This window comes from Streptomyces sp. NPDC007808 (assembly GCF_042868655.1).
In the GTDB taxonomy this organism is placed as follows: Bacteria; Actinomycetota; Actinomycetes; order Streptomycetales; family Streptomycetaceae; genus Streptomyces.
The window spans coordinates 1401405-1421984 of sequence record NZ_JBIAEQ010000001.1; the positions used below are offsets into that span (position 1 = coordinate 1401405).

General features: G+C 68.2%; 21 protein-coding genes and 3 pseudogenes. 10 read left to right on the top strand and 14 right to left on the bottom strand.

The window, feature by feature from the left end; all coding sequences use genetic code 11:
- Positions 1–768 precede the first annotated feature (768 nt).
- On the top strand, positions 769–1287 hold the full coding sequence (locus tag ACFYNL_RS06005) for a PH domain-containing protein (RefSeq protein ID WP_388797054.1): 519 nt from the start codon (positions 769–771) through the stop codon (positions 1285–1287).
- The gene (locus tag ACFYNL_RS06010; protein ID WP_388797057.1) at positions 1260–2447 is read left to right on the top strand and encodes a M20 family metallopeptidase; all 1188 of its coding nucleotides are present in this window, start codon (positions 1260–1262) and stop codon (positions 2445–2447) included. Before ACFYNL_RS06005 ends, ACFYNL_RS06010 begins: the two co-directional genes overlap by 28 nt.
- Positions 2448–3011: 564 nt before the next feature.
- Here the strand turns inward: ACFYNL_RS06010 and ACFYNL_RS06015 are convergent.
- Positions 3012–3776 carry an IS5 family transposase gene (locus ACFYNL_RS06015; RefSeq protein ID WP_388797060.1) on the bottom strand — a complete coding sequence of 255 codons (765 nt, stop codon included), beginning with the start codon at positions 3774–3776 and terminating at the stop codon, positions 3012–3014.
- A 130-nt stretch (positions 3777–3906) separates the two neighbouring features.
- Here ACFYNL_RS06015 and ACFYNL_RS06020 point away from each other — a divergent pair, with 130 nt between their 5' ends.
- Positions 3907–3987, top strand: coding sequence for an SHOCT domain-containing protein (locus ACFYNL_RS06020; protein WP_388797357.1), 81 nt, complete (start codon positions 3907–3909; stop codon positions 3985–3987).
- Positions 3988–4732: 745 nt separating this feature from the next.
- Here ACFYNL_RS06020 and ACFYNL_RS06025 read toward each other — a convergent pair.
- A complete protein-coding gene (locus ACFYNL_RS06025; RefSeq protein WP_388797063.1) occupies positions 4733–5284 on the bottom strand; it encodes a hypothetical protein in 552 nt (183 codons plus the stop codon).
- Between the two features lie 322 nt (positions 5285–5606).
- Entirely contained in the window at positions 5607–5777 is a 171-nt protein-coding gene (locus ACFYNL_RS06030) for a hypothetical protein (protein WP_388797066.1), read from the bottom strand.
- Between the two features lie 522 nt (positions 5778–6299).
- Here ACFYNL_RS06030 and ACFYNL_RS06035 point away from each other — a divergent pair.
- From ACFYNL_RS06035 to ACFYNL_RS06045, 3 genes are all read left to right on the top strand, one after another.
- Complete coding sequence (locus ACFYNL_RS06035) at positions 6300–6722, top strand: hypothetical protein (RefSeq protein ID WP_388797069.1); 423 nt, start codon at positions 6300–6302, stop codon at positions 6720–6722.
- A 276-nt stretch (positions 6723–6998) separates the two neighbouring features.
- The gene (locus ACFYNL_RS06040; RefSeq protein WP_388797072.1) at positions 6999–9497 is read left to right on the top strand and encodes a DnaB-like helicase C-terminal domain-containing protein; all 2499 of its coding nucleotides are present in this window, start codon (positions 6999–7001) and stop codon (positions 9495–9497) included.
- The gene (locus ACFYNL_RS06045; protein ID WP_388797075.1) at positions 9497–10069 is read left to right on the top strand and encodes a hypothetical protein; all 573 of its coding nucleotides are present in this window, start codon (positions 9497–9499) and stop codon (positions 10067–10069) included. Before ACFYNL_RS06040 ends, ACFYNL_RS06045 begins: the two co-directional genes overlap by 1 nt.
- A gap of 72 nt (positions 10070–10141) precedes the next feature.
- Here ACFYNL_RS06045 and ACFYNL_RS06050 read toward each other — a convergent pair.
- From ACFYNL_RS06050 to ACFYNL_RS06065, 4 genes and pseudogenes are all read right to left on the bottom strand, one after another.
- Positions 10142–10943 (bottom strand): annotated as a pseudogene (locus tag ACFYNL_RS06050) (IS5 family transposase).
- 154 nt (positions 10944–11097) lie between these two features.
- Positions 11098–11763 (bottom strand): hypothetical protein, encoded by a 666-nt coding sequence (locus ACFYNL_RS06055; RefSeq protein WP_388797078.1) that lies wholly within the window; start codon positions 11761–11763, stop codon positions 11098–11100.
- A gap of 64 nt (positions 11764–11827) precedes the next feature.
- Positions 11828–12235 carry a zeta toxin family protein gene (locus tag ACFYNL_RS06060; RefSeq protein ID WP_388797081.1) on the bottom strand — a complete coding sequence of 136 codons (408 nt, stop codon included), beginning with the start codon at positions 12233–12235 and terminating at the stop codon, positions 11828–11830.
- Positions 12232–12525, bottom strand: a complete 294-nt coding sequence (locus ACFYNL_RS06065; protein WP_388797083.1) for a hypothetical protein — start codon at positions 12523–12525, stop codon at positions 12232–12234. Before ACFYNL_RS06065 ends, ACFYNL_RS06060 begins: the two co-directional genes overlap by 4 nt.
- Before the next feature lie 460 nt (positions 12526–12985).
- Between ACFYNL_RS06065 and ACFYNL_RS06070 the strand changes: the two genes are divergently transcribed.
- From ACFYNL_RS06070 to ACFYNL_RS06080, 3 genes are all read left to right on the top strand, one after another.
- On the top strand, positions 12986–13972 hold the full coding sequence (locus ACFYNL_RS06070; protein WP_388797086.1) for a competence protein CoiA family protein: 987 nt from the start codon (positions 12986–12988) through the stop codon (positions 13970–13972).
- Between the two features lie 115 nt (positions 13973–14087).
- Complete coding sequence (locus ACFYNL_RS06075) at positions 14088–14258, top strand: hypothetical protein (RefSeq protein WP_388797088.1); 171 nt, start codon at positions 14088–14090, stop codon at positions 14256–14258.
- Positions 14255–14377 (top strand): hypothetical protein, encoded by a 123-nt coding sequence (locus tag ACFYNL_RS06080; protein WP_388797089.1) that lies wholly within the window; start codon positions 14255–14257, stop codon positions 14375–14377. Before ACFYNL_RS06075 ends, ACFYNL_RS06080 begins: the two co-directional genes overlap by 4 nt.
- A 253-nt stretch (positions 14378–14630) precedes the next feature.
- Here ACFYNL_RS06080 and ACFYNL_RS06085 read toward each other — a convergent pair whose 3' ends face one another.
- From ACFYNL_RS06085 to ACFYNL_RS06115, 7 genes and pseudogenes are all read right to left on the bottom strand, one after another.
- Positions 14631–15179 (bottom strand): hypothetical protein, encoded by a 549-nt coding sequence (locus ACFYNL_RS06085; RefSeq protein WP_388797091.1) that lies wholly within the window; start codon positions 15177–15179, stop codon positions 14631–14633.
- 226 nt (positions 15180–15405) lie between these two features.
- Positions 15406–15883 (bottom strand): annotated as a pseudogene (locus ACFYNL_RS06090) (IS5 family transposase); the annotation flags it as partial.
- 27 nt (positions 15884–15910) lie between these two features.
- Positions 15911–16706 (bottom strand): annotated as a pseudogene (locus ACFYNL_RS06095) (IS701 family transposase); the annotation flags it as partial.
- Positions 16707–16766: 60 nt separating this feature from the next.
- The gene (locus ACFYNL_RS06100; RefSeq protein WP_388797094.1) at positions 16767–17039 is read right to left on the bottom strand and encodes a transposase; all 273 of its coding nucleotides are present in this window, start codon (positions 17037–17039) and stop codon (positions 16767–16769) included.
- Between the two features lie 9 nt (positions 17040–17048).
- Positions 17049–17357 (bottom strand): transposase, encoded by a 309-nt coding sequence (locus ACFYNL_RS06105; RefSeq protein ID WP_388797097.1) that lies wholly within the window; start codon positions 17355–17357, stop codon positions 17049–17051.
- The gene (locus tag ACFYNL_RS06110) at positions 17354–17902 is read right to left on the bottom strand and encodes a winged helix-turn-helix domain-containing protein (RefSeq protein WP_388797100.1); all 549 of its coding nucleotides are present in this window, start codon (positions 17900–17902) and stop codon (positions 17354–17356) included. The genes ACFYNL_RS06105 and ACFYNL_RS06110 overlap by 4 nt, the downstream gene beginning before the upstream one ends.
- A gap of 118 nt (positions 17903–18020) precedes the next feature.
- A complete protein-coding gene (locus ACFYNL_RS06115) occupies positions 18021–18428 on the bottom strand; it encodes a RidA family protein (RefSeq protein WP_388797105.1) in 408 nt (135 codons plus the stop codon).
- Between the two features lie 127 nt (positions 18429–18555).
- Here ACFYNL_RS06115 and ACFYNL_RS06120 point away from each other — a divergent pair, with 127 nt between their 5' ends.
- A complete protein-coding gene (locus ACFYNL_RS06120) occupies positions 18556–18936 on the top strand; it encodes a winged helix-turn-helix transcriptional regulator (protein ID WP_388797109.1) in 381 nt (126 codons plus the stop codon).
- The last annotated feature ends 1644 nt before the right edge of the window (positions 18937–20580 follow it).

A 20580-nucleotide genomic window follows, 5' to 3' on the forward strand; every position in this document is an offset into this window, starting at 1 on the left:
ACCTGGGGGTCCCGGACCGGTTTGCCGACCGTGTTGTTCGGCCCGCCCACCGAGCTCAGGACGCTCTGCGCCTGGTTGTCGACGAACTTGGTGAACGATGAACTCCCCGCGGAAGAGGACCAACCCCAGCACCGCGGTCAGCCCGCCCGCCGGCAGCCTGAGCAGGGCCAGCGCGATCGGCACGCTGTACGGCGTGGACGTTCCTTCATTGGCCTCAGTGACGCGGCGGCCGCCACGGAGGCGGCGATGATGCCGACGAACTCCACGACCGCATGGTCGTCAGAACTCGACGGTGATGAAGCCGTCCCTGTCGGCCGAGGCGGGCGCCAGTACGCGGCATCAGTACCGCTCCCTGACACTGCCGACGGGATACCCGGCGCGGCATCCTGATCCCGTGTGGGACGTCGTCACCAACCCGCCCAGCATCGGCCTGCTGTTCGAGTTCGAGGAAACCCGGATCATCCTCACTGGCGACGCGGACGGCCCGCGCCTGGTCGCCGCCATCCGGCCACGCGCCTCAGCCGAGGGCGGGCGGCGGCACATCAACGCCTTGAAAGTCGCCCACCATGGCCCACTCCTTTGCCGCAGATCGAGGACCAAGAACGGCTCGCGCGGCCGATACGACGTAGCGGCCGGGAGCCGCGGTTTCGACGAGCGTCCCGTCACGGCGCAGGTGCAGCCGGGCCCGGTCGAGGATCTGCCGCTTCAGCCAGTGGTTCGGGCCCTCGGGTTTCGTCGTGCCGTGTCACTGCGCGCCCTCCACCCAACGTGCGGCCGGATATCGACGCTGCAGCAGCGAAGCTCAGCAGCGCGTTCGGGGCCAAGCGGGAGATTCAGCAGCTCCCCGAGGTTCTGTGGGAGGGCGAGACGGTGGAGATGCTCGCCACCGGCGTCTACGGCAAGGGCAACGGCCTGGTGGCCATGACGAATCAGCGGCTGGTTTTCCTCAAGCACGGCATCATGTCGCAGCAGGTGGAGGACTTCCCGTACAGCCGGATCAGCTCCGTGCAGTGGTCGGGCGGCATGCTAATGGGGACGCTCATCGTGTTCGCGTCGAACAACAAGGCAGAGATCAAACAGGTTCCGAAGGATCAGGGCAGGATCCTGGCGGATGCGCTCCGCGCGCGTCTCGCCGACAGGGCCCCGAGTACTGCGGCTGTGGCGATGCCTCAGGCTGCTCCTGCCCCTGCTGGTGGGGACATTGAGCCTTTTTCAACTTCAAGGCCGGGTTGGAGATCGGCTCGTGTAGCCTCCGGCGCATGTCTTCCGCGCTGGACCACGCGATGATCGACAAGATTGCGGCCGAGATCGACGATGAGCTGATCGGGATGCGCCGCGATATCCACCGGCATCCCGATCTTGCCGGTGAGGAGCGGCGCACATCAGCACTGGTCGCCGAGCGGCTTCGCGCCGCGGGTCTGGCCGTCGTAACCGGCGTGGGCGGCCATGGTGTGGTGGCGGTGCTCGACGGTGCGGGTGAGGGCCCGACCGTCGCCTACCGGGCCGACATGGACGCGGTCGACGACGACGAACTGTCCGACTGTGCCTTCGCCTCGCAGGTCCCGGGGGCGGCCCACCTGTGCGGCCACGACCTGCACACGGCGATCGGGGTGGGTATCGCCTTGGTCCTCGCACGGCTGCGGAAGCAGCTGAACGGCCGGGTCGTCTTCGTCTTCCAGCCGGCCGAGGAGACCTGCGAGGGCGCCCGGGCGATGATCGAGGACGGGGTCCTGGAGCGGACCGCGCCGCAGGAGATTTACGCGTTGCACTGCGGCCCTCTTCCGGTCGGCACGCTCGCGATCGGGCCGGGTCAGCCGGGGCAAGACCGCTTCCGGATCGAGCTGTCGGGGGCGGACGCCGCCGACGACGCCAAGCGACTCGTCGCCATGATCGACAAATTGTCGACCGTCGGGCGTCCGTCTACGCCCGGACAACTCCAGCAGCTTATGGACGACATGCGAACCCCGGACGGCCCGCTGGCGCGCTTTGTCTACGCCCTGTCTTATTCGAGCTCGGGCGATGATGGCGCGCGAGTGCACGCCTATCTGCGGGCCTGGCCTGAGAGCCGGTACGCCGAGATTCGTGAGGAGGTGCGGCGCTGGGTGGATGCGATCCCCGGTGCGCGGGTGCAGTTCACCGAGCAGCCGTTTCCCGCCATGGTGTCCTCGCCGGACCTCAGCGCGACGGCAGCCACGTACCTGCGAGGCGCCCTGGGCGAGGACGCGGTCACGGTGCTGCATGCCGCGTATCCGTTCAACGGCGACGACTTCGCATACTTCCTGCACCAGGTGTCCGGAGCGATGTTCTACCTCGGCGTCGCCAACCCGGAAGCGGGCATCAACGGGGTCCCCCACTCCCCAGACTTCGCTGCCGACGAGCACGCGATCGGGATCGGGGTCCGCGCGATGGCGGGGTTCCTGTCACACCGTCTCGATGCCCTCGCCTGAGCTGTACCCGGTCGGCCGGGCAGCGCACCTCGCCAACGTGAGATGCAAGAATGCTCGCTGCCCGCGCAATGTCCTCGCGTGTGCCCATCGCATTCCCCTCCCTGGCCTGCACGTATGACAGGGCTCACCCGCGTCCGGCGGATGGGCCCTGACGCGTCACACGCCCGGCTCGGCCCCGTCGGACACCGATGCCACCGGCAGCAGGTCACGAGTCCGAATGGACAGTACCGACGGCCGTCGGCCGCCGTGAGTCGTGGGGTGTCCTGGCGCGGTCGATGCATGGGACGCACGCGAACAGCTGAACGCCGGCGCGGTCGCCCACCGGCCGCATGACCGCTGCCTCGCTACCGCAGACGAGGCAGGCGCGGTCGTCCGCCTGCGCGGGCGTCAACTGCTAGGTACGGTGCTGCTCATGATCTGGACTCCTTGATCGGAAGGTGTTTCGGATCAAGGCCCGTCCCGATGTTCACGGCACCGGTACGGGCCGTCTCGTCTCCAGGACGGAGACCGACGCGAGTCGGGGGCCGCGTGACCTACAGGGCACAGTGAGCCTTTTCTCCATCCTTAGTCTGAGCTGGCCAGATGGAGGGTGAGGACAGCCTGGACGAGGCTCGTGATTCGGGTTGTCGAGCAGCGGAGCTTGCGCAGGAGTGGCCAGGACTTGAGGGTGGCGATGGCCTGTTCGACCAGTGCCCGCACCTTCGCATGGGACCGATTGACAGCCTGCTGGCCGGTGGAAAGACGGTCCCACCGGCCGCGGTACGGGAGGCGGACCGTGCCGCCCGCGCCCTGGTAGCCCTTGTCTGCCCAGCAGGTGATGCCGGCCTGGGCGAGGGCGTCGATGATGCCGTGCTCGCGTGCGGCCCGAATGTCATGGACGGCGCCGGCCAGGGCTGGTGAAGCCCACAGGAGACGGCCCTTCGGGTCGGATATGACCTGCACGTTCATGCCGTGTTTCTTGTGTTTGCCCGAGTAGAAGGGCCGGTCGGCGGCGATCCGGTCGATCGGCAGCAGCATTCCGTCCAGGATCAGGTATGCCTTCATCGATGCAGCCCGTACTGCTTCGGCGAGCGTGGGGGCGAGTGCGGCCAGGAGTTCGACGGCCTCGGTGACGTATCGGTAGGCGGTGGTGGTGCCGATCCCGAAACCGGCCGCGAGCTGGGCGTAGGGCTGGCCGTTGCGCAGGTGGGTGAGAGTGAGCAGGGCTTGTCGGCCCGCGCTCAGGCGCCGCCATCGAGTTCCGAGAGCATGACGGTGTTTCCTCAGGCGGGCAGCGAGGAAGCGCAGGGTAGAGCTGGACACGTCGACGCCGGACGGGTAGACAAGCATTCGAAGCCTCTGGTGGAGACGGTTCTCTTGGTCGAAAACCCATCTACCAGGGGCTTCATCCGTTTGTCAGGCCAACTACCCAGCCCGCACAGGAGGTTGGAAAAGGCTCATTGCGTCTCGCCTGGCCACCCTGGACCAGCTGCGAGCGGCTGGGGCGATCACGGATGAGGAGTACCGGGACCGCCGGACGAAGATCCTGGACAGCCTGTAGGGGCGGTCGGTTCAAGACGGAGCCTCCGGCCAGGGATGTTGGCCGGGGGCTCTGTGCTGTCTGTGTGTTTCCGGGCGTGCCAGATCTGCGGCCCATGGTGAGGCATGATCGCCCGGATTGCAACTACTTCCGTAGTGGCTGCGGCCGGAGCCAGCAGTACTGCCAGTGCGCGCCCGGGTGCGGGTCCGTGCCGAACATCCGCAGCACGTACCGTTGCCGCTGATCTCCATCTGTCCGGGCGGGCAGCTGTGCTCGCCGGGCTGAACCGTCACTTCGCCGCCGTCGGCCGGGCCGCCCTCGATCCCAAGTCGCATGTCCACATCTGACCAACCGGCGCAACGCGCCGTTGGTTACTGATCAGCGCGTGGGTCGTCAGCCATCTCCAGACCATCCCTAAACGCATCCCCGTAAGCCCGATTCCCCGCAGGCGGATTCACCTCATCCGCCAGCCCAAGGCATACCTCCGGCGTCCGCGGGTCGTTCTGCCAATCACCGGGAGAGTAGCTCCAGTCCTCCCAGTCCGGTGCAGCTTTGGCGACAGCGAGACTGCACTGACGCTTGCTCTCGGCTTGGCTGAGCGAGGGCGACGCTGTGGGTGTCGGGGTGGCCGTGACGGTGACGGTCTTCGCCTCCGGCTCCCCACTGGACGAGCAGCCGGCTAGCGCGAGGCAGAAGACCGTGAGCAGGGCAACGCTGGTGCGGCGCATGACGTTCCCCCCGCAGGCGTGCCGTCGGACAGAAATCATCACTTCGCCAGCTCCCACGTCTCGCACCCGTTCGTCTCGAAGATCTCCCCCTTGTTCAGAGTCACCCGCCCGGGACCCTGCAAGATGTCGTTCGCGATGATCGCCCCCAGCTCGCCCGAGTCGTCCTTGTTCCGGGACCAGTAGCACATGCTCGTTGTCGGCCCTGAAGTCTTGTACGACCCAGCCTTCACGTCCTCGCCAACGAGATACGTGCCCTGATCGATCGAGGTGAGTGGCCCGGCCGGTTCCTCCTCGGTTGTCTCGATCTCCGGGATCGACACGTCCGGCTCGACGCCCGCATCGACGTCCGCCTCGGCTGATTCGAGGACCTCCATGGCCTTGTCGATGATCTCTTGGTCGGTCATCTCGACGGTGTGGGTGACGGTGACCGTCGGTCTCGGTGCGGCCTCACTGCTGGTGCCGTCGTCGCTGCTCGCGACGGTCGCCCCTGTGACGACAATGGCGGTGACGACTGCGGCGGTTGAGCCGATGATGACCCAGTTACGGGGCCGCTTCGGCGTCGACGGGGGCGGCGGCGGGAAGTCGGGCATGGGCGGTGGCGTGGTGTAACTCATGAGGCCCCCCAGGGCGTTTGTGCGTGATCGGCATCATCCAGTCCTGTGCGCTATGCGTGGAGGGGTTGTGTCCGTGTTGTGACATGCGTCGGCCCCGCCGGACGAGGGCGGCCAGCAGGGCCTGGTGCTGACGTTCTCCCAGTGCGGCTCAGGCGTCCTGCTCGCCGTTCGGCGCGCCAGGCACGGGCTTGGTCGGCTCGGGAAGTGGCCGCCCTTGCTGGCCTGGTAGGTCGTCTCGTAGGAACCGGGGCGGGCCGCGATCTTCTTGGCGGTTGGGAGCGGCCCACCTCGGGCTTAGTCAGGCGCCGCGCTGGCGGCGCATCTCGGCGGCGATGCAGTCGTGCGTAGCGCCGGCGTCAAGCGCGCGACCCATCGCCTCGGTGGCGATGTGAGGGTCGGTGCGGCAGTCCGGCCCACCATGCGCGAGCACCTCACGCGCGGCCTCTTCGATCGCCTTCTGCTGGTCCATAACGAGCACCTCCTCGGTGGTAGATGCGCGGGTAGACGGTCGGTAGATCAAGGTAAACGAGCCGGTAGAAGCGCAGGTCACGCAGCGGTAGATGGCTCGGTAGACGACTCCCGCGCCTCCACCGGGGAAGGGGCTTCGAGATCCCTCCTGCGCACCCTCCCCACGTCGGCACGCCGGCCACCTTCACGCCGCGGTCGACAGGCATCCCGAGGCGTTCCAGATGCGCGCGCAACTCGGTGACCGTTCGGCCCTCCCACTGGCCGTCCTCCTGGAGGTGGGCGAGGACGGCGCGGAGGTGTACCCCGGAGCCGCTCCCCATTCGGTTCAGCAGGAGGGTCCGGACGGCCTCTACATCGGGTACTGCTGGGGGCTCCTCGGAGGCCCCCTCCGGAGCCTCGCCGGAGGTCTTTCCTGCCCGCCAGGAAGCGAGCAGCCACCCCGCGGACAGCATCCACAGCAGGTTCGGAACCGCACGGACGAGCCGCCACAGAGCGGCTCCTACCTCGTACGTCCCGGTGTCCAGTGGCTCTACGTGCCGGTGTCCAGGCCGGTGGTCATGGTTCGTTCTCAGGAAGTCGAAGGAACTCGGTCCGCGCGGCGCGATCCCTGGTCGACCTGATCAACGCCCTGCACCGCCAGGGGCTCCAGTATCCGGGGGAGGCCTGTGGTATCTACAGCTACCTTACCCGCGCCGCCGCGGAGATGAGGAACGCCCTCAACCTCGTTGAGGGCTCCGTGCAGGAGATGCGCGCCAAGGGGCGCCTGCAGACCGACCTTCGGGGCGGTTCCCTCGAGGACGTGGTCCGGCAGTTCACCGAGTCCTCCCACGGAGCGCCGGATCTTGCGGGCGGGCTCGCCGGCAGGATGGGCAAGGCCTACTCCGCTGTCGGACACCTCGCATACATGGAGGCGCCCGAAGAGCAGGAGCCGGCATGGGGCGGCTGAGCCCGACCATCGCGGTGAGGGGTACCGCGTCTGCGGACGCAGTGAGCGAGGGCCGGGCCGGTGCCCGGCCCTCGTCTCGTCGCGCGTCTGCAAGCTGCTCAGCGGTATGCCCACTTGGCCAAACTCACACTGAAGACATCCACTAGTGAGTGAATACATCCAGGAAAATGTATGAATCACGTCCATTTAGTTAGTGGACTTGCTACAATAGAGGGAGAGTTGAGCACGTTTGGAGGATGAGTGAGCCAGGGTCAGGAGCAGCCCTCCGAGACTGCGATGAACGCAACCGAAGCCCGCAAAGAGCTCTATGCCCTGGTGAAGGCCGCCGAGGAGGACGGGGTCACGACCCTGATCCACAAGCGAGACGATCGCGCCCTGCTGGCACCGCTGGACCGGTTCCCGGCAGCACGGCAGGCCGACGCATTCCCCTCCCATGTACTCAGCGCGGCGCAGAAGGACTTCGGCGACCTGATCTCGCGGGCCGCGCACGGCCAACCGCAGGTGCTGCGCCGCAGCCGCACACCGGTCGCGGTGCTGCTGCCAGTCGACACCAACTCTGCTGCCCACGCGTCCGATCCGGCCGCGGCGATGGGCGCGGCACCCGCAGGAGGTTCGGTGAACAGGCCAGGCACTCAGGGGCGCGGCAGCGCGCCACGCAGGCTCGCCACGCTGGGCGACACCATCGGTTCCGTGCTCGCCTCCGGCCCCGCCAGCGGCCCCACGTTCGGACTGCCCGGCCTGGACGCCGCGGCGGGTGGCCTGCAGCCGGGGAGGCTGACGCTCGTCGCGGCGCTGCCGGCCGGCGGTGGAAGCCTGCTGGGGCTGGCTGCCGCGAGGAAGACGGCGCTCGTCGACGGCCGGAAGGTTCTGTACGCGGCGTCGGGACCGAACCGGGCCGACATCTTCCGCCGGATCCTCGCCGCCGAGACCGGCGGCGACTACCCGCGCCTGAAGCAGGGCCGCCTCACCGAGCACGAGCAGCAGGTCGCCGAGCGACTCCGCCAGCAGGCCTCCGTGCTCCTCATCGACGACGGCAGCGACCTGACTGCCGAAGCCATCGCGGAGACCGCACCGCACGTCCAGGATCTGGCCCTCGTGGTCGTCGACCGGCTCCAGGCCGCCCACAACGCCCGCCTTCCGCTGTCCGGCGACCGGCTTCCGGACGCCTCCCAGGTCCTCGCCACCCTCGCGCGCACCCTGCACGTACCGGTCCTCGCCGTCGTGGACAGCGCCGACCCCACGCTCCTCGGTCTCCTGGACGCCGACGTCACGCTGACGCTCGCCCCGACCAACGACCCTGCCAAGGTGCAGGTCACCATCGTGGAGCGGGACTTCGGCGTGATCGGCTCGGCATACCTAAGCCCCGATCTGATGCACGCCCGCTTCCTCGACGCCGGAGTCCCACCCGTGGTCGGCGCGAGCGGTGACAGGCCCGCCCCAAGCATCGGCACCGCTGTAGAGCGGGAGCTGGCCGAAGCCGCGCTTCCCTACACCTCCGGCGCCCAGCAGGGGCTGCCAGCCGCTGCCACGCATGTACTGGCCGCGCTGCGCACCGCGCTGGCAGGCGGCAACCAGAAGGCCCTCGCCGAACTCAGGCCGTCCCTAGCCCAGATGGCTGCCGCACCGCCGTCGTTGCCGGAGACCGCCGAGGGGCGCCGCCTCGCCGCCGCACTGAACGCCTACAACACCGCCGTGTCCGCCAGCACGCCCGGGAAGCCTGCTGCCGTCCAGCCCGCAGCGGACGACGCGCGCGTCCCGGACAACGAGGGTGATAACGAACGAGAGCAGGAACTACAGCCGGGGGATGAGGAAGACGAGCCGGACAACGCGCCGTTCCCCGCGCTGAAGCTCCTCAAGGACGCGGTCGGCCGCTCGAAGATGCACCCGATCAAGGTCATCCGTATCGAGGACCGGGAGAGCGGTCCGTGGCCGCTGATCAGTGAGCACATGGACGGCGAACCACGCTGGGTCCACCCCGATGTCACCAGCTCCCGGGTGCCCTACATCCGGGACAACGGCAGGCGTGTCCGCCGGGACAAGCTCGATGTCCCCCCCTCCTTCGGGTCGGGCGCGCTGTGCCTGATCGACCGCAACGGCAGCTACCCGTCCGCATGTTCCGCCGTCCCCCTGGCCCCGAACAAGCTGCTGCACACGGGACCCCTTGCCGCGTTCGACAAGGCCAGCGCCGGGATCTACCTCATCGACATCCCGGCCTGGCCCCGCACCGACATGCCGCACCCGCTGGGCCGGATCATCGAGCGGCCGGACGAGCACGGTCGCGTATGGGTCACCACCCCGCACATCAAGCAGTTGGAGAGGCTCGTGCGCGACGGCCACCTCGCCGCGATGCCGACCATCCACGACTCCTGGACCGGCAAGGCCAACGAGTCCCTGTTCAAGCCCTTCTACGCCGCCGCTCGACAGGCACGTATCGAGCTCGTCCAGGCCGGCGGCGAGCGGTACAAGGCGTACAAGACCCGGCTGTCGATCGCGCTGCGCCTGCTGTGGCCCAAACGGCCGGAACAGAAGTCCCCGTTCTGGCGGCCTGACTGGCGCATGAGCATGGTCGCCGAGGCCTCCGTCCGCCACTGGATCACGGCCTTCAAGGCGGTCCAGGAAGGCCACACACTCATCGCCCTGCGCAACGTCGACGCGGCCGTCTTCTGGACCCCCGACAACACCCCGCCCGCCACGTACCGGATCGGGACAGGCTTCGGCGAGGTCAAAGCCAAGTTCGTCCAGCCCGGCGACTTCATCCCCGAGGGTGACGACTGATGGCCGGACCCACCGGCCACGGAGAATCCCTCGGCGCCGCCCTCAACGACCTCCTGCGCACCCAGGTCACCCCCCGCCACCGACTGTCCTCGTACAACGCCAAGCACTGGCACGCCCAGCTCAGCCAGCTCACTGGAACCCACCGCGGCTACCAGGCCTTGGAAGAGGCTGGCCTCGACGTGACCGTCAAAACGCTGCTCAACTGGCTGTCCGACCCCGGGTACAACGTCCGCCGCAGCTACCGCGACCTCATTCACACCGCCTACGAGAACGTCGCCCTCGTCCCGGCCGAGCCGATCCCCGCCCGTTTCAAGGACGGCGACTTCGAGATCAGCGGCTGGGTCACCACCGGCCGCGACCGGCGCCAGCGCGGAACACGCGCCGCCGCCCCTCTGCGGATCGACGGCCGATCGGGCGACTGGAGCGCCATCGAGGGACTCTGGATGGCCGGCCAGCTCACCGACGACGACTTCGAGGACCACTTCATCGACGACGTCATCGTGCAGGACATCGGCGAAGGCACCGACGGCTGGACCTTCGACGGCGGCAGCTACTCCGTTGAACTCAGGTAGCCACACACACGGAGCGGTCGAACTGTCTGCCGCACACCATCACCGGCGTGCCTCGTTTCGCTTTTAGAGCTCCTAACGGAATGCGGCTCGAAGGCGGCGCCAGCAGATCAGCGAACAGGCAAGCTTGAGGAACGCCTCGTGGATGTCGTCGCGGATCTCCCAGCGGATCCGCAGGCGGCCGAACCAGTGCAGCAGCGCGATCGTCTGCTCGACCACCCATCGATCCCCAGGCCGGATCCGTGGTCGGTGCCGCGGCGGGCGATCACGGGCTTGATGCCCTTCGCCCAGACCTGGCGGCGGTAGCAGTCGTGGTCATAGCCGCGGTCTGCGTAGATCTCCCGGGGCCGCTGCCTCGGCCGCCCCCGCTTGCCCCGGATCGGCGGGATCGCCGTCAGAAGCGGCATGAGCTGGGTGATGTCATTGCGGTTGCCGCCGGTCAGCGCCACCGCGAGGGGGATGCCGGTGGCATCGCAGATCACGTGGTGCTTGGAGCCTGGCCGTCCCCGGTCGACCGGGCTCCGACCGGTTTTGGGCCGCCCTTGAGCGCCCGGATGTGGGAGCTGTCGATCACCGCCCTCGACATGTCCAGCCGGTCTGCCGCCCGCAGCTCGGCCAGCAGCACCTCGTGCCGGCGCTGCCAGACACCGGCGTTGTTCCAGTCCCGAAGCCTGCGCCAGCAGGTCATGCCTGAGCCGAAGCCCAGCTCGGCCGGCAGCCACTCCCACCGGATGCCCGTGTAGAGGACGAAGAGGATGCCGCACAGCACCTTGCGGCCCGGGTGCCGATGCCGGCGCTGCCGCACAGGCAGCAACGGCTGGATCCGCGCCCACAACTCATCGTCGATGAGCCACGGTTGGGGATCACGCTTCCTCACACCCAACCAACCGAGCCATCCAGCCGGAAGACACGCCCCAACCGCATTCCGTTAGGAGCTCTTAGGCGCCTCGTCGTTCGCGCCCTGCCGCAGAAGGCAGCGGACGGCTGAACGGTCGCACGCAGGGCGTGTCTCCGGGCTTGCGGCGCTTCGGTCATGCATGGCGGGGAGTAGAACGCCATCCGAGAGGGGCTGGCTCCCACACCTGCGGCTGCACGGGTACCTCCACCTCGCACGGGACCACCCAAGGCTCAAGGCCGTCCCGGCGGCAGGTGAGGATGAGGCGCACGGGTTGGCCCCGCCACCTGTCCCGCCACTGTTCCTCCGCGATGCTGGCGCGCCACCAGGGCGGCGGGTCCGTGCGCGTCAGGGTGAACGTCTGGCCCTTGCCCACGACCAGGGCGAACGGGGCGGCCGTCTTCCCTGCATGGTCCATCCCGTTCGCTGAGCGCAGGAACTTATATGGCCCCCAGAGCTGCGCGGCCAGCTGCTCGGGATCCACTCTCCGATCGCCGACCAATCGGGCGTTGTTGTCGCGGTCGTTGCTCTGAGCAATCTCGACGCGGATCTCATCGAGACGGCCCAGAGGGAGTGGACCGGCGAGATGCACCACCAAGCGGCGGAGATCGTCAGCGAACGGCGGTTCAATGGTGACCCGGAACTGCGGCGTCAGGTCGGCGTGCCAGCGTTTGCGCTCGATGCGTGCAACAGCATCGGCGGTGGCGTTGGCCCTGCGCGCGGCCAGCCACGCTCCGCCCGTGGCGATCGCGCTGAAGACAGCCGTCGTCCCGCTGATGATCGAAGCCCAGGGCGTTCCCATGACGCGGAGCGTAGCGGGCACGGGATCAGCGTGGGCTAACATTCTGGCCGTTGGCCGCCATCAGTCACGTCTCAAACGCCGAGCCAGCAGGAAGAGACACGCAGTCGAAGCAGGCGTCGAGGCGCCTGACTTGGGCCTTCGCCTCACCCGACAACCACGTGGCCCTGGCCCGGCGACGACTCCGCCGGCCCAGGCCACGTCTGACGTGCGAGCGCATCAGCTCGTCGAACTTCGGGTGGTACGGCTTGTACGTGTCCAGGTTGATGTTGACGGCCGCGCCCCGGCCCGCGAGCGCCTGCGTGGCCAGAGTGGTGATCGAGGTCTTCCCGGCACCCGTCTGCCCCGACACGATGATGGCCAGCGGCTGCTCCTGAGGCGTTCCGACCAACACGTCGGGCACGATCTGCTCACGGAAGATCCGGTCGTTGTCCGCTGCGAAGAGAACGTGCAAGGTGCGGTCGACCTCGGTCACGCGGTGCCCAGCAGCTCGGCAAGCACCCGGGCGCACTCGGCGGTGACCGCGTCAACCTCCGCCCGGTCGGCCGGAGTCAGGCTCCCGCGCCGGGCTGCCCACCCGCGCCGCTCGGCGGTCAAAGTCTCTACTCGCGCCGTGTCGGCCGCACTCTCCGCCTCGGCGATCAACCCGGAATAGGCGCCCACGACGTGGTTGATCCCCTCCAATGCGACCTCATATGCCGTGCCATCCTCCGCCGACCACGTGGCCGGTCCCAGGTTCTGAAGGACCGATTCAGGCTCCGCCATGACGTACCTCCCCTTCGGCTCCGTCACCGTGACGCGGCAGTCCCCGACGCCACGGGATATGCCTCTCGACTCTCGCAGACGCCATGCCCGAGCACGCGCCCTATAACCAGACCGGCGTCGCCCAACAACCATCCCCGCTCAGGGGCTGCGGACGAGGGTTTCCGGAGACGAACACTGCCAGGACCGCGGCGGGCTGGACCCCTGCCGGCGGCCTCCAGAGTCTCGGGCACAGTCGCGGTATTGGTGCCAGAGATGCCAGCTCCCCCGCTCCAGAAGTCCGTGAGTCACAGACCTACAGAGTTCCGGAGCCTGGAAGTGTCGATGGCCGCACCCTCTCGGGGTACGGCCCCGCCGTCCCGTTCAGCTTCGGTCCCAGCGGCGATCCGCTCGGCGAGGAGTTTGCGGGGCCTTTGGCGCAGGCACCAACCTGAGTGACGCCGTGGTGAAAGGGAGAGGTGCCGTGCAGGACGACTTACTGGTGGTGGGCTTTGACCTGGAGACCCGTCGGGAGGTGCACGTCGCCGAGCGAGCGCCGGAGCACTGGAAGCGACTCGGGTACGGCGGGACGGGCCAGCTGGTGTGCTTCTACTGCTTCCACGGCTTCGAGGCTCCGGCGGGCACTCGGGTGCCGCTGGTGACGCGGGGACGGCTGGGCGGAAAGGTCCGTCGGCACTTCGCGCACCCACCCGGGCAGGCCCCGACCGGCGGGCACAGCCCCGAGACGGTCTGGCATATAACGACCAAGCACACCTTGGCGGCTTGGGCGTGGTCCCGGCCGGGGGTCGACCGGGTGCGCCTGGAGCAGTGGACGGAGGACCGCGACCGGCGGGCCGACGTTGAGGTGCTGCTCGTGGACGGCACGAAGGTGGCGCTGGAGGCACAGCGCAAGCTCATGACGGACGACGCGTGGCGGGCTCGTCACCGGGACTATGCGCGCCAGGGCGTGGTCGACGTCTGGTTCTGGCGGCCGCGCGTGCATTTTCCGCATATCGTGCTCGACGAGGGCCTGCCGGTGTGGTTCTACTCCGTCTCCAAGCGGGAGGCTGCGACGTCGGTGGGTCGGGCACATGCGCGCGTGCACCAGTGGTGGCAGGCGCCGGATCTGTCGGTGTTCGGGCTGCATCACCCGCCGTGCGCGTTGGACGAGCTGGAGCGGGTGACGATGCCGCTCGGCACACTGGGTCTGGGCTCCTCCGGCGCGGTGCTGCCGGAGGAGCTGCAGAAGCGGCTGCGCGAGTCGCAGCAGGAGGCACGGGACGAAGCGAAGCGACGGTTGGACAGCGAGGCCCGGTACGCCCGGGCCGTCCGCGAGTCCCGCGAGCGGGCGGCCCGGGCTCCAGTGCCCGCGCCGCTGCCGCCGGTGCCGGCAGGCGGGTTGAGGTGCGAGGTGTGCCGCCGTCCCCTGGACCCGCTGCTGGCGAGGAACCGGCGCCACATCCTGTGCTGACCAGACACGCACCTTCGTTCAGGCCGGGACGATACGGGGGTCCGCGCTCACACCTCGCGGGCCCTTCGCTGTGGCGCCGGACATCCGGCCGGACGGTGCGATCGTTGGGCGGGACGTGGAGCTGAGCAAGTCCGGGGCCAGAGTAGAGCAGCACGCGGAAGCCGTGGCCGACGCGGTGACCCCGAGCACGTGGAGCACGGGCGCGGTCAAGGACGCGGCCGACGCCATCGACATGCTCGCCGAGGCCCTCGCGGCGTTCGACCCGGAGGCAGCGCGAACCTGGTGATCGAGGCGATCGCGTGGAAGTACCGCACCGGCCCGCCCCGGCAGGCCGTGCCCGAGCAGTACGGCTGCCGTGAGCGCCGGCAGACCATACCCGAGCAGATGGGCACCGCGCAGCGCTGAATACCACGACTTGTGAGGGCAAAGGCCCGGAGCGCTGATGCCCGGCCCGGCTGTCATCTATGGGTGTAGTCGGCCCGGCTTGGGCGCCGGAGCCCGCTCCGCAGCCGCGTAATTTCTCCGTCCTGTTGCCGTTGAAGGGTGTGGTTGCGGGCCCCGGCTAGCGCTCGACGCTGTTTCGAAGGCCCGGCTTCGTCGCCGGTCAGTCGGTCCTGGGCGGGTGATGTGCAAGGACCAGTCGCGGCGTCGGGTCCCTTCAGGTGGGGTTGCTGCTGCATTGCTGGGCGGATTTCGTATGGAGTGAGGTGGCTGGTACGGCCTGGAGTTGGTGGGTGGTGTAGGGGTCGAAGGTGCTTGTCTGATTGAGGGCAGTTGTTTTTCTTCGCCAGTGTTGGCCGGCTCGGTCGGTGAAGCCGACGATTGACGTGTCGGTGTAGAGCGACCAGTTGGTGAGGATCTCTGGCGGTTTGACCAGGATGCCGTCCTTGGAACGGTCGGACTCTGGCATGTAGACGATCTCTGTGCAGGGGGCCAGATCCGGCAGGGCGAGGACCATGCCCTCGTGCCAGATGTACACGGCGGTGACGGCGTCCTGGGATCGGTTCGCGATATGTGGCCGGGGTCCGTCTTCGGTTGCTGCAATCCAGAAGGTGACACGGCTTGCCTGGGCGCGCAGTTCTCGGTTGCCGTCCTCGCGGGACTGTGCCAGTTGGTCCTTCGCTGTTTGCTGGCTCCAGTAGGTGGCGACGGCTTGTGCCCAGAGGCCTCCGATTGCGGCGATTGCGGCGAGGGCGGTGCCGGTCACGGTGATGAGGTGTGCCCACTGGGTTTCCCGTATGCGCTGTCCGGCCCGTCGCAGCCGTGAGGCTTGGGGCTGCGCAGTCGCGTGCTGCTCCGGTAGTTCGGCCCGTAATCGCTCCCGGACACGAGTCGGGGCTGGTCGCTTTCGTGCCAGTCGCAGGCGTACCCGTCTTTGCGGTTCGTTGTTCATGTTCCCCTTTGAATGGTTCAGAGGACGACGCTGGCACATGTCAGGGGGCTGCGGCAGTCTCAGTGATCCGGCCGTTACGGAGGCGGGTTCGTCGTTTGTGTGAAAGGCGGTGTGTTTGCGGAGCGGACGCGGGGGTCTGTTGTGGCTCGGCCTTGCGCTCGTAGCGGCGGTGCAGGCGGCGGCAGCCGGCGAGCCAGGAGACCGTTCTCTCGACGACCAACGGTGTCGGCCGAGCCGCGTGGACGACTCGATGCCCTTGCGGGCGATGCGGTGGCGGATTCGACGCTCACGAAGCCATTTCCGCAGGTGGTCGTAGTCGTAGCCCTTGTCGGCATGGAGCTTGGCCGGGTGCGGCGGCGCGGGCCGCGGGGGGAGCGGATGGGCGGGATCCCGCGCAGGAGCGGCTTGAGGCCGAGGCTGTCGTGCAGGTTGGCACCGGAGATGCCCAGCGACAGCGGCACGCCGTATCGGTCGGTGATGAGGTGGATTCTCGAGCCCGGCTTGCCACGGTCGGTCGGGACACCGACCGCCGGCAGCCGGGCGGCGGCCCAGTGGTAGACGCGCGGGCCTTTGGCGCCGTCGCCGCAGGAGCGGCGTTCCCACGCCTCGTCGGGGGCGTCGGCGATGGCCTGGTCGATACGGCCGAAGGGAGCAGGTAGTTGCTGTGACTTCGGCACCGCCAGGACATAGCCGATCCCGGCCTCTTCCAGGGTGCGGCGCATGCGCCATTCCAGTCCGTAGGCGCAGTCGCCCGTCACCCAGGCGATCGGGAGGGGAGAGGCCAGGGCCCGCAGGATCATCCTGCGGGCCAGTTCACCCTTGGTTGCGAACCCACGACTGTCAGGGATCTTCGCCGCACGGCATCGGTCCGCATCGCTGGTCCAGGACTTCGGCAGATACAGCTCCCGGTCCACCAGAGCCCCGCCGCTGGAGGATGCGTAGGCAGCGAAGACTCCGATCTGGCAGTTCTCCGTGCGGCCGGCTGTGCCGAAGTACTGCCGCTGCACGCCGGCAGACGTGACGCCCTTCTTGAGGGAGCCGGTGTCGTCGATGATCAGGACACCGTCAGCAGTGCCGAGACGCTCGGCGACGTACTGCCGCACGTCGTCCCGGACCGCGTCAGCGTTCCCACGACGCACCGTTCAGCAGATGCTGGAAGCCAGCCGGTCCGCGGTGACCTGCGTACTCGGCGAGCTGCCAGCCGTTCTTCCGTTCCACCGGAGCCAGCAGACCACGCACGTAGTCCCCCATCCGCCACCGCAGATCCACCCGCGAGAAGCGGCCTGCAACCCGCGCGAACACCGACTCCAAGTTCTCAGCCCGCAAGGCGGCTACGTCCATCTCCACCATGCTCGGAACAACGAAGCCGACCAGCTCAGGCAACGATTTCCAACTGGAGTACTACTGATCTTTTCGTAAGTTCGGTGGGTTCGGTGGGTGGATGATCAGGCCGGTATGGGCGAGGAATGACCATGGCAGTCGGTGGTTGGCGTTGATGCGGTGGATGCCTTGCTCGGTGGCGTCGGCGACATCGGCGAGGTGGTCGCTGGCGAGGTTGGCGAGTTCACTCTTCTTGAGCGAGGACCACAGCAGTTCCACCGGGTTCAGCTCGGGAGCGTAGGCGGGTAATCGTTCCAGGGTGAGCCAGTCCTGTTCGGCGACCCAGGCCCGCATCGCCCGGCTTCAGTGGGCGGACAGGCCGTCCCAGACGAGGACCACTCGCTCGCCGAGGTAGAACACCTTCACCTGCTCCAGGACCTCGATGAGCCCGGCAGTGTCGTAGCTGCCGGGCTTGAGGTGGAAGCACAGGCGGGCCCCGCGATCGAGGTCGGTGGAGTGGTAGCCCAAGGCTCCGGCCATCGACGCGCGCTTCCAGTTCAGGCGGTGCCGCAGGAGCGGAGTCCGCCCTCGGGACGAATAGGGGCGGCAGAACTGAGGGAGCAGGGAGACGCCTGATTCGTCGAGGAAGACGATCCAGGCACGTGTGTTCACGGCCCCTTCTTGATGCGCGGCCACTCGTGCGCGATCCAGCGGGCGATTTCCGACTCGTCCCGCTCGACCGCCCGCCGCTCGGGCCGTTGCAGGCTCCATCCGAGCCGGCCGGTCAGCATCCGCCACACCGACGCCCTCGACCACACCACCCTCGTTGGCCGTGTGACGACCGCGCCGACTCGTTCCAGGGTCCACAGGTCGGCCTCGAAACCATGAGCCTGGGCGCCCTGCTCCAACGCGGCCCGGACCATCTCGACCTGGGTGTCGTCCAGCTTGGGTGGGCGTCCGGTGGCTGCCCGTCGCCGCAGGCCCGAAGCACCCTCTTGCTCCCACACCCGCCGCCAACGCCGCACACTCTCGGCACACACCCCCACCGCCCTCGCGATCTCCGCATTCGAGACACCGCCCTCAAACAACTCGACTGCCCGAACGCGACGCGCCTCCGCCAACTGAGGCCGCGACAAAGGAGGAAGGGAGGAGCCGGCAACCGAAGGAGAAGGTTGATATGGCACCCCGACAGCCTCCCACCCACACGGCCACCACACCCACCGAACTTACGAAAAGATCAGTAGGAGCGTGGGTCAGTAACTGTCACTGAGCGCGCTGGTTGGCCGCTGAGCGCCGTAGTTGGCCATTTCGCGCCCAGCGGCAAAGAACACATGTTCAGTCGAGGACTGCGGTGGCTTCGATCTCGACCAGATGGTCGGGGACGTCCAGTGCCGCAACGCCTATCAGCGTGGCCGGCGGGGCCGGGGTGATCCCCAGCTTCGCGGCTGCCCGGGAGACCCCTTCCAGGAGCAGGGGCATCTTGTCCGGGGTCCAGTCGACGACGTAGAAGGTCAGCTTCGCCACGTCTTCGAAGGAGCCACCGACCTCGGCCAGGGCGGTGCCGACGTTGAGATAGCTCTGCTCGACCTGGGCGGCGAGGTCACCTTCGCCGATCGTGACTCCCTCGGCGTCCCAGGCGACCTGCCCGGCGATGAAGACTAGCCTCGACCCGGATGCGATCGACACCTGCCGGTAGACGTCGATCTTGGGCAATCCGCTGGGGTTCATAAAGGTGATGGCCATGCTGCCTGTCTCCTCGTCCTGAGCGCCTGTGGGGGCGCGTCCGCGCACTCTCTTGTGGTTACTCAGAAACTGTAGGAGAGTGGACGCTGACGTGGAAGAACGCACTTTTCGGTGACTGGAGAACCTCATGGTGACCAAGCAGTTCACAGGCTCGCCCGAGGATGCAGACCTGGCGCGTGCTGGCTCCTTGGCGCGGGAGATCTTCGCCGACGTCGCCAACAAGTGGGCGTTCCTCATCGTCGAGGGTCTCGGTGATCGCACCCTGCGCTTCAGCGAGCTGCGGAACGAGATCGAGGGCATCAGCCACAAGATGCTCACCCAGAACCTGCGCATGCTGGAGCGCAACGGCCTGGTCGAGCGCACCGTGCACCCCACCGTCCCACCGCGGGTCGAATACACCCTCACCGAGCCGGGTCAAGCCCTGCGCGCAACGGTCGACGGAATGTGCGGCTGGACCCAGCAGTACATCGGTCACATCGAGGCCGCCCGCCGTCGCTTCGACGCCTGACGGCTGGCGCACGCGCCGCCCCCGCGGTCAAACCCGGTGCCCCCGCGCCGCAGGGATTGTGCCACCTGCCACGAGACACTCCCGGGGACGGCACGACCACGTACACCCGGGCCCATTTGATGGCCCCCGGGCCGCGTGAAGAAAGCCGCGCTCAAGCCTGTTGAGGTCGTCACGGCATCGAACTGCCTGAACGAACAGCCCTCTTGGGAGACAGGTTCGCGCCAGCCTCACGCCGGATCAGGCCGCTCAGACCCGTCAGAGCAATACTCGGATTCCGCGCCGTACATGATCACTAGATGAGCGGGACAGTAGCTGGCTGGAGATGGAGGGGGATCCAGTGCCGGAATCGGAGCAGGAACTGCGTGAGACGCACCGCAGCATGACCACAGACCTGGCCGCCCAGCAAGCCCGCGTTAAGGGACTGCCGCCTCCTGAGGCAGTGGCGGAGACTTCCGCTGGATGACGGTCAAAGCCGGCCGTGATGGGCTCTCAATCATCTGATGAGGAAGCCTGCAGGTGAGGAGGAGGCGGTGGCGGCATCGCTGGCCGGGGCGGGATCTATGGTGCGACGGCGGGCGGAGGAGAAGGCACGTCGGGCGCCTGAGGGTACCGGCCGGCCGGGCCCGGCACGCCGACCGGGGGTGGCGGAGGGGGTAGAGGGGGCGGAGCCTCACTGAGGGCCTGCAGTGGAGGCCGCCGGCACGTAATCGTGCGATGGTGCGCTCGGCCCGGCGGCGGGCGTGGGGCGCGTCATCGCGTTCGCAACGCAGCAGGATGCCAATGCGTCCGGCATTGCCGATGGGGAGTAGTCGGTAACCGAGCTCCTGAATGACCTCGATGAACCTGCGCTGCGCCGCTGCGTCAGCCCGGCCGATCAACAGCTCGACGCGGCCACGGCCATCGAGCTGCGTACAACCTCTTCGTCCTTCATCACAGGCGACGCCCAGCCCCGGGGGCCAGTCTTGTTCGATCACCTGCAGACTCCCTGGACGTATGGGCCGGTCACCTGCCCAACGCTCCCTGGGGCGTGCGCGGGCAGGCGGTCGATCGGCGCGGCACGTCGAACGAGCCCATCCGGCTCTTCCCCCTGGGGACTCTGGCCAGATGGCTGGGGCCCTTGGCGAGCGAGCGGGTGACAATTCGTCGAAGTCACCCGCCAGCGGGGCGCGGCCGCCAGGATGGGGCGGGTGACCACCAGTAGCTCAGACCTCTGGCATCACTATGGCCGCGCTGGCGCCGCCAGTGACTGGGCTGTCCCAGACGGCTTCTACTGGGCCTGGGGACAGGACGCCGGGCCCGGCGCGGAGGTCCTGGGCGACTTGGCCGGCCGCTGCGTAGGCGACCTCGGCGCCCGAGCTGCCCGGCACGCCGCGCACCTGAGGTTCAACACCAGCCGACCGGGGTCACCGCGGTCGACGCCTCACCCGCGCAGTACGCAATGGCGAGCGACCTGTACGGGTATCTCGCACCGCCTGCACATCGTGCACTCCGACGTGGTGTCTCACCTGAACGCGATGCCCGGCAGGTACGACGTGATGTACAGCATTTTCGGCGCCATCGACTTCGCCGATCCACGCGAGGTGTTCCCCGCTTCGGCCGCCGCGCTGCGGCCAGGCGGGAGGCTGGGGTTTCTCGACGCTCGCC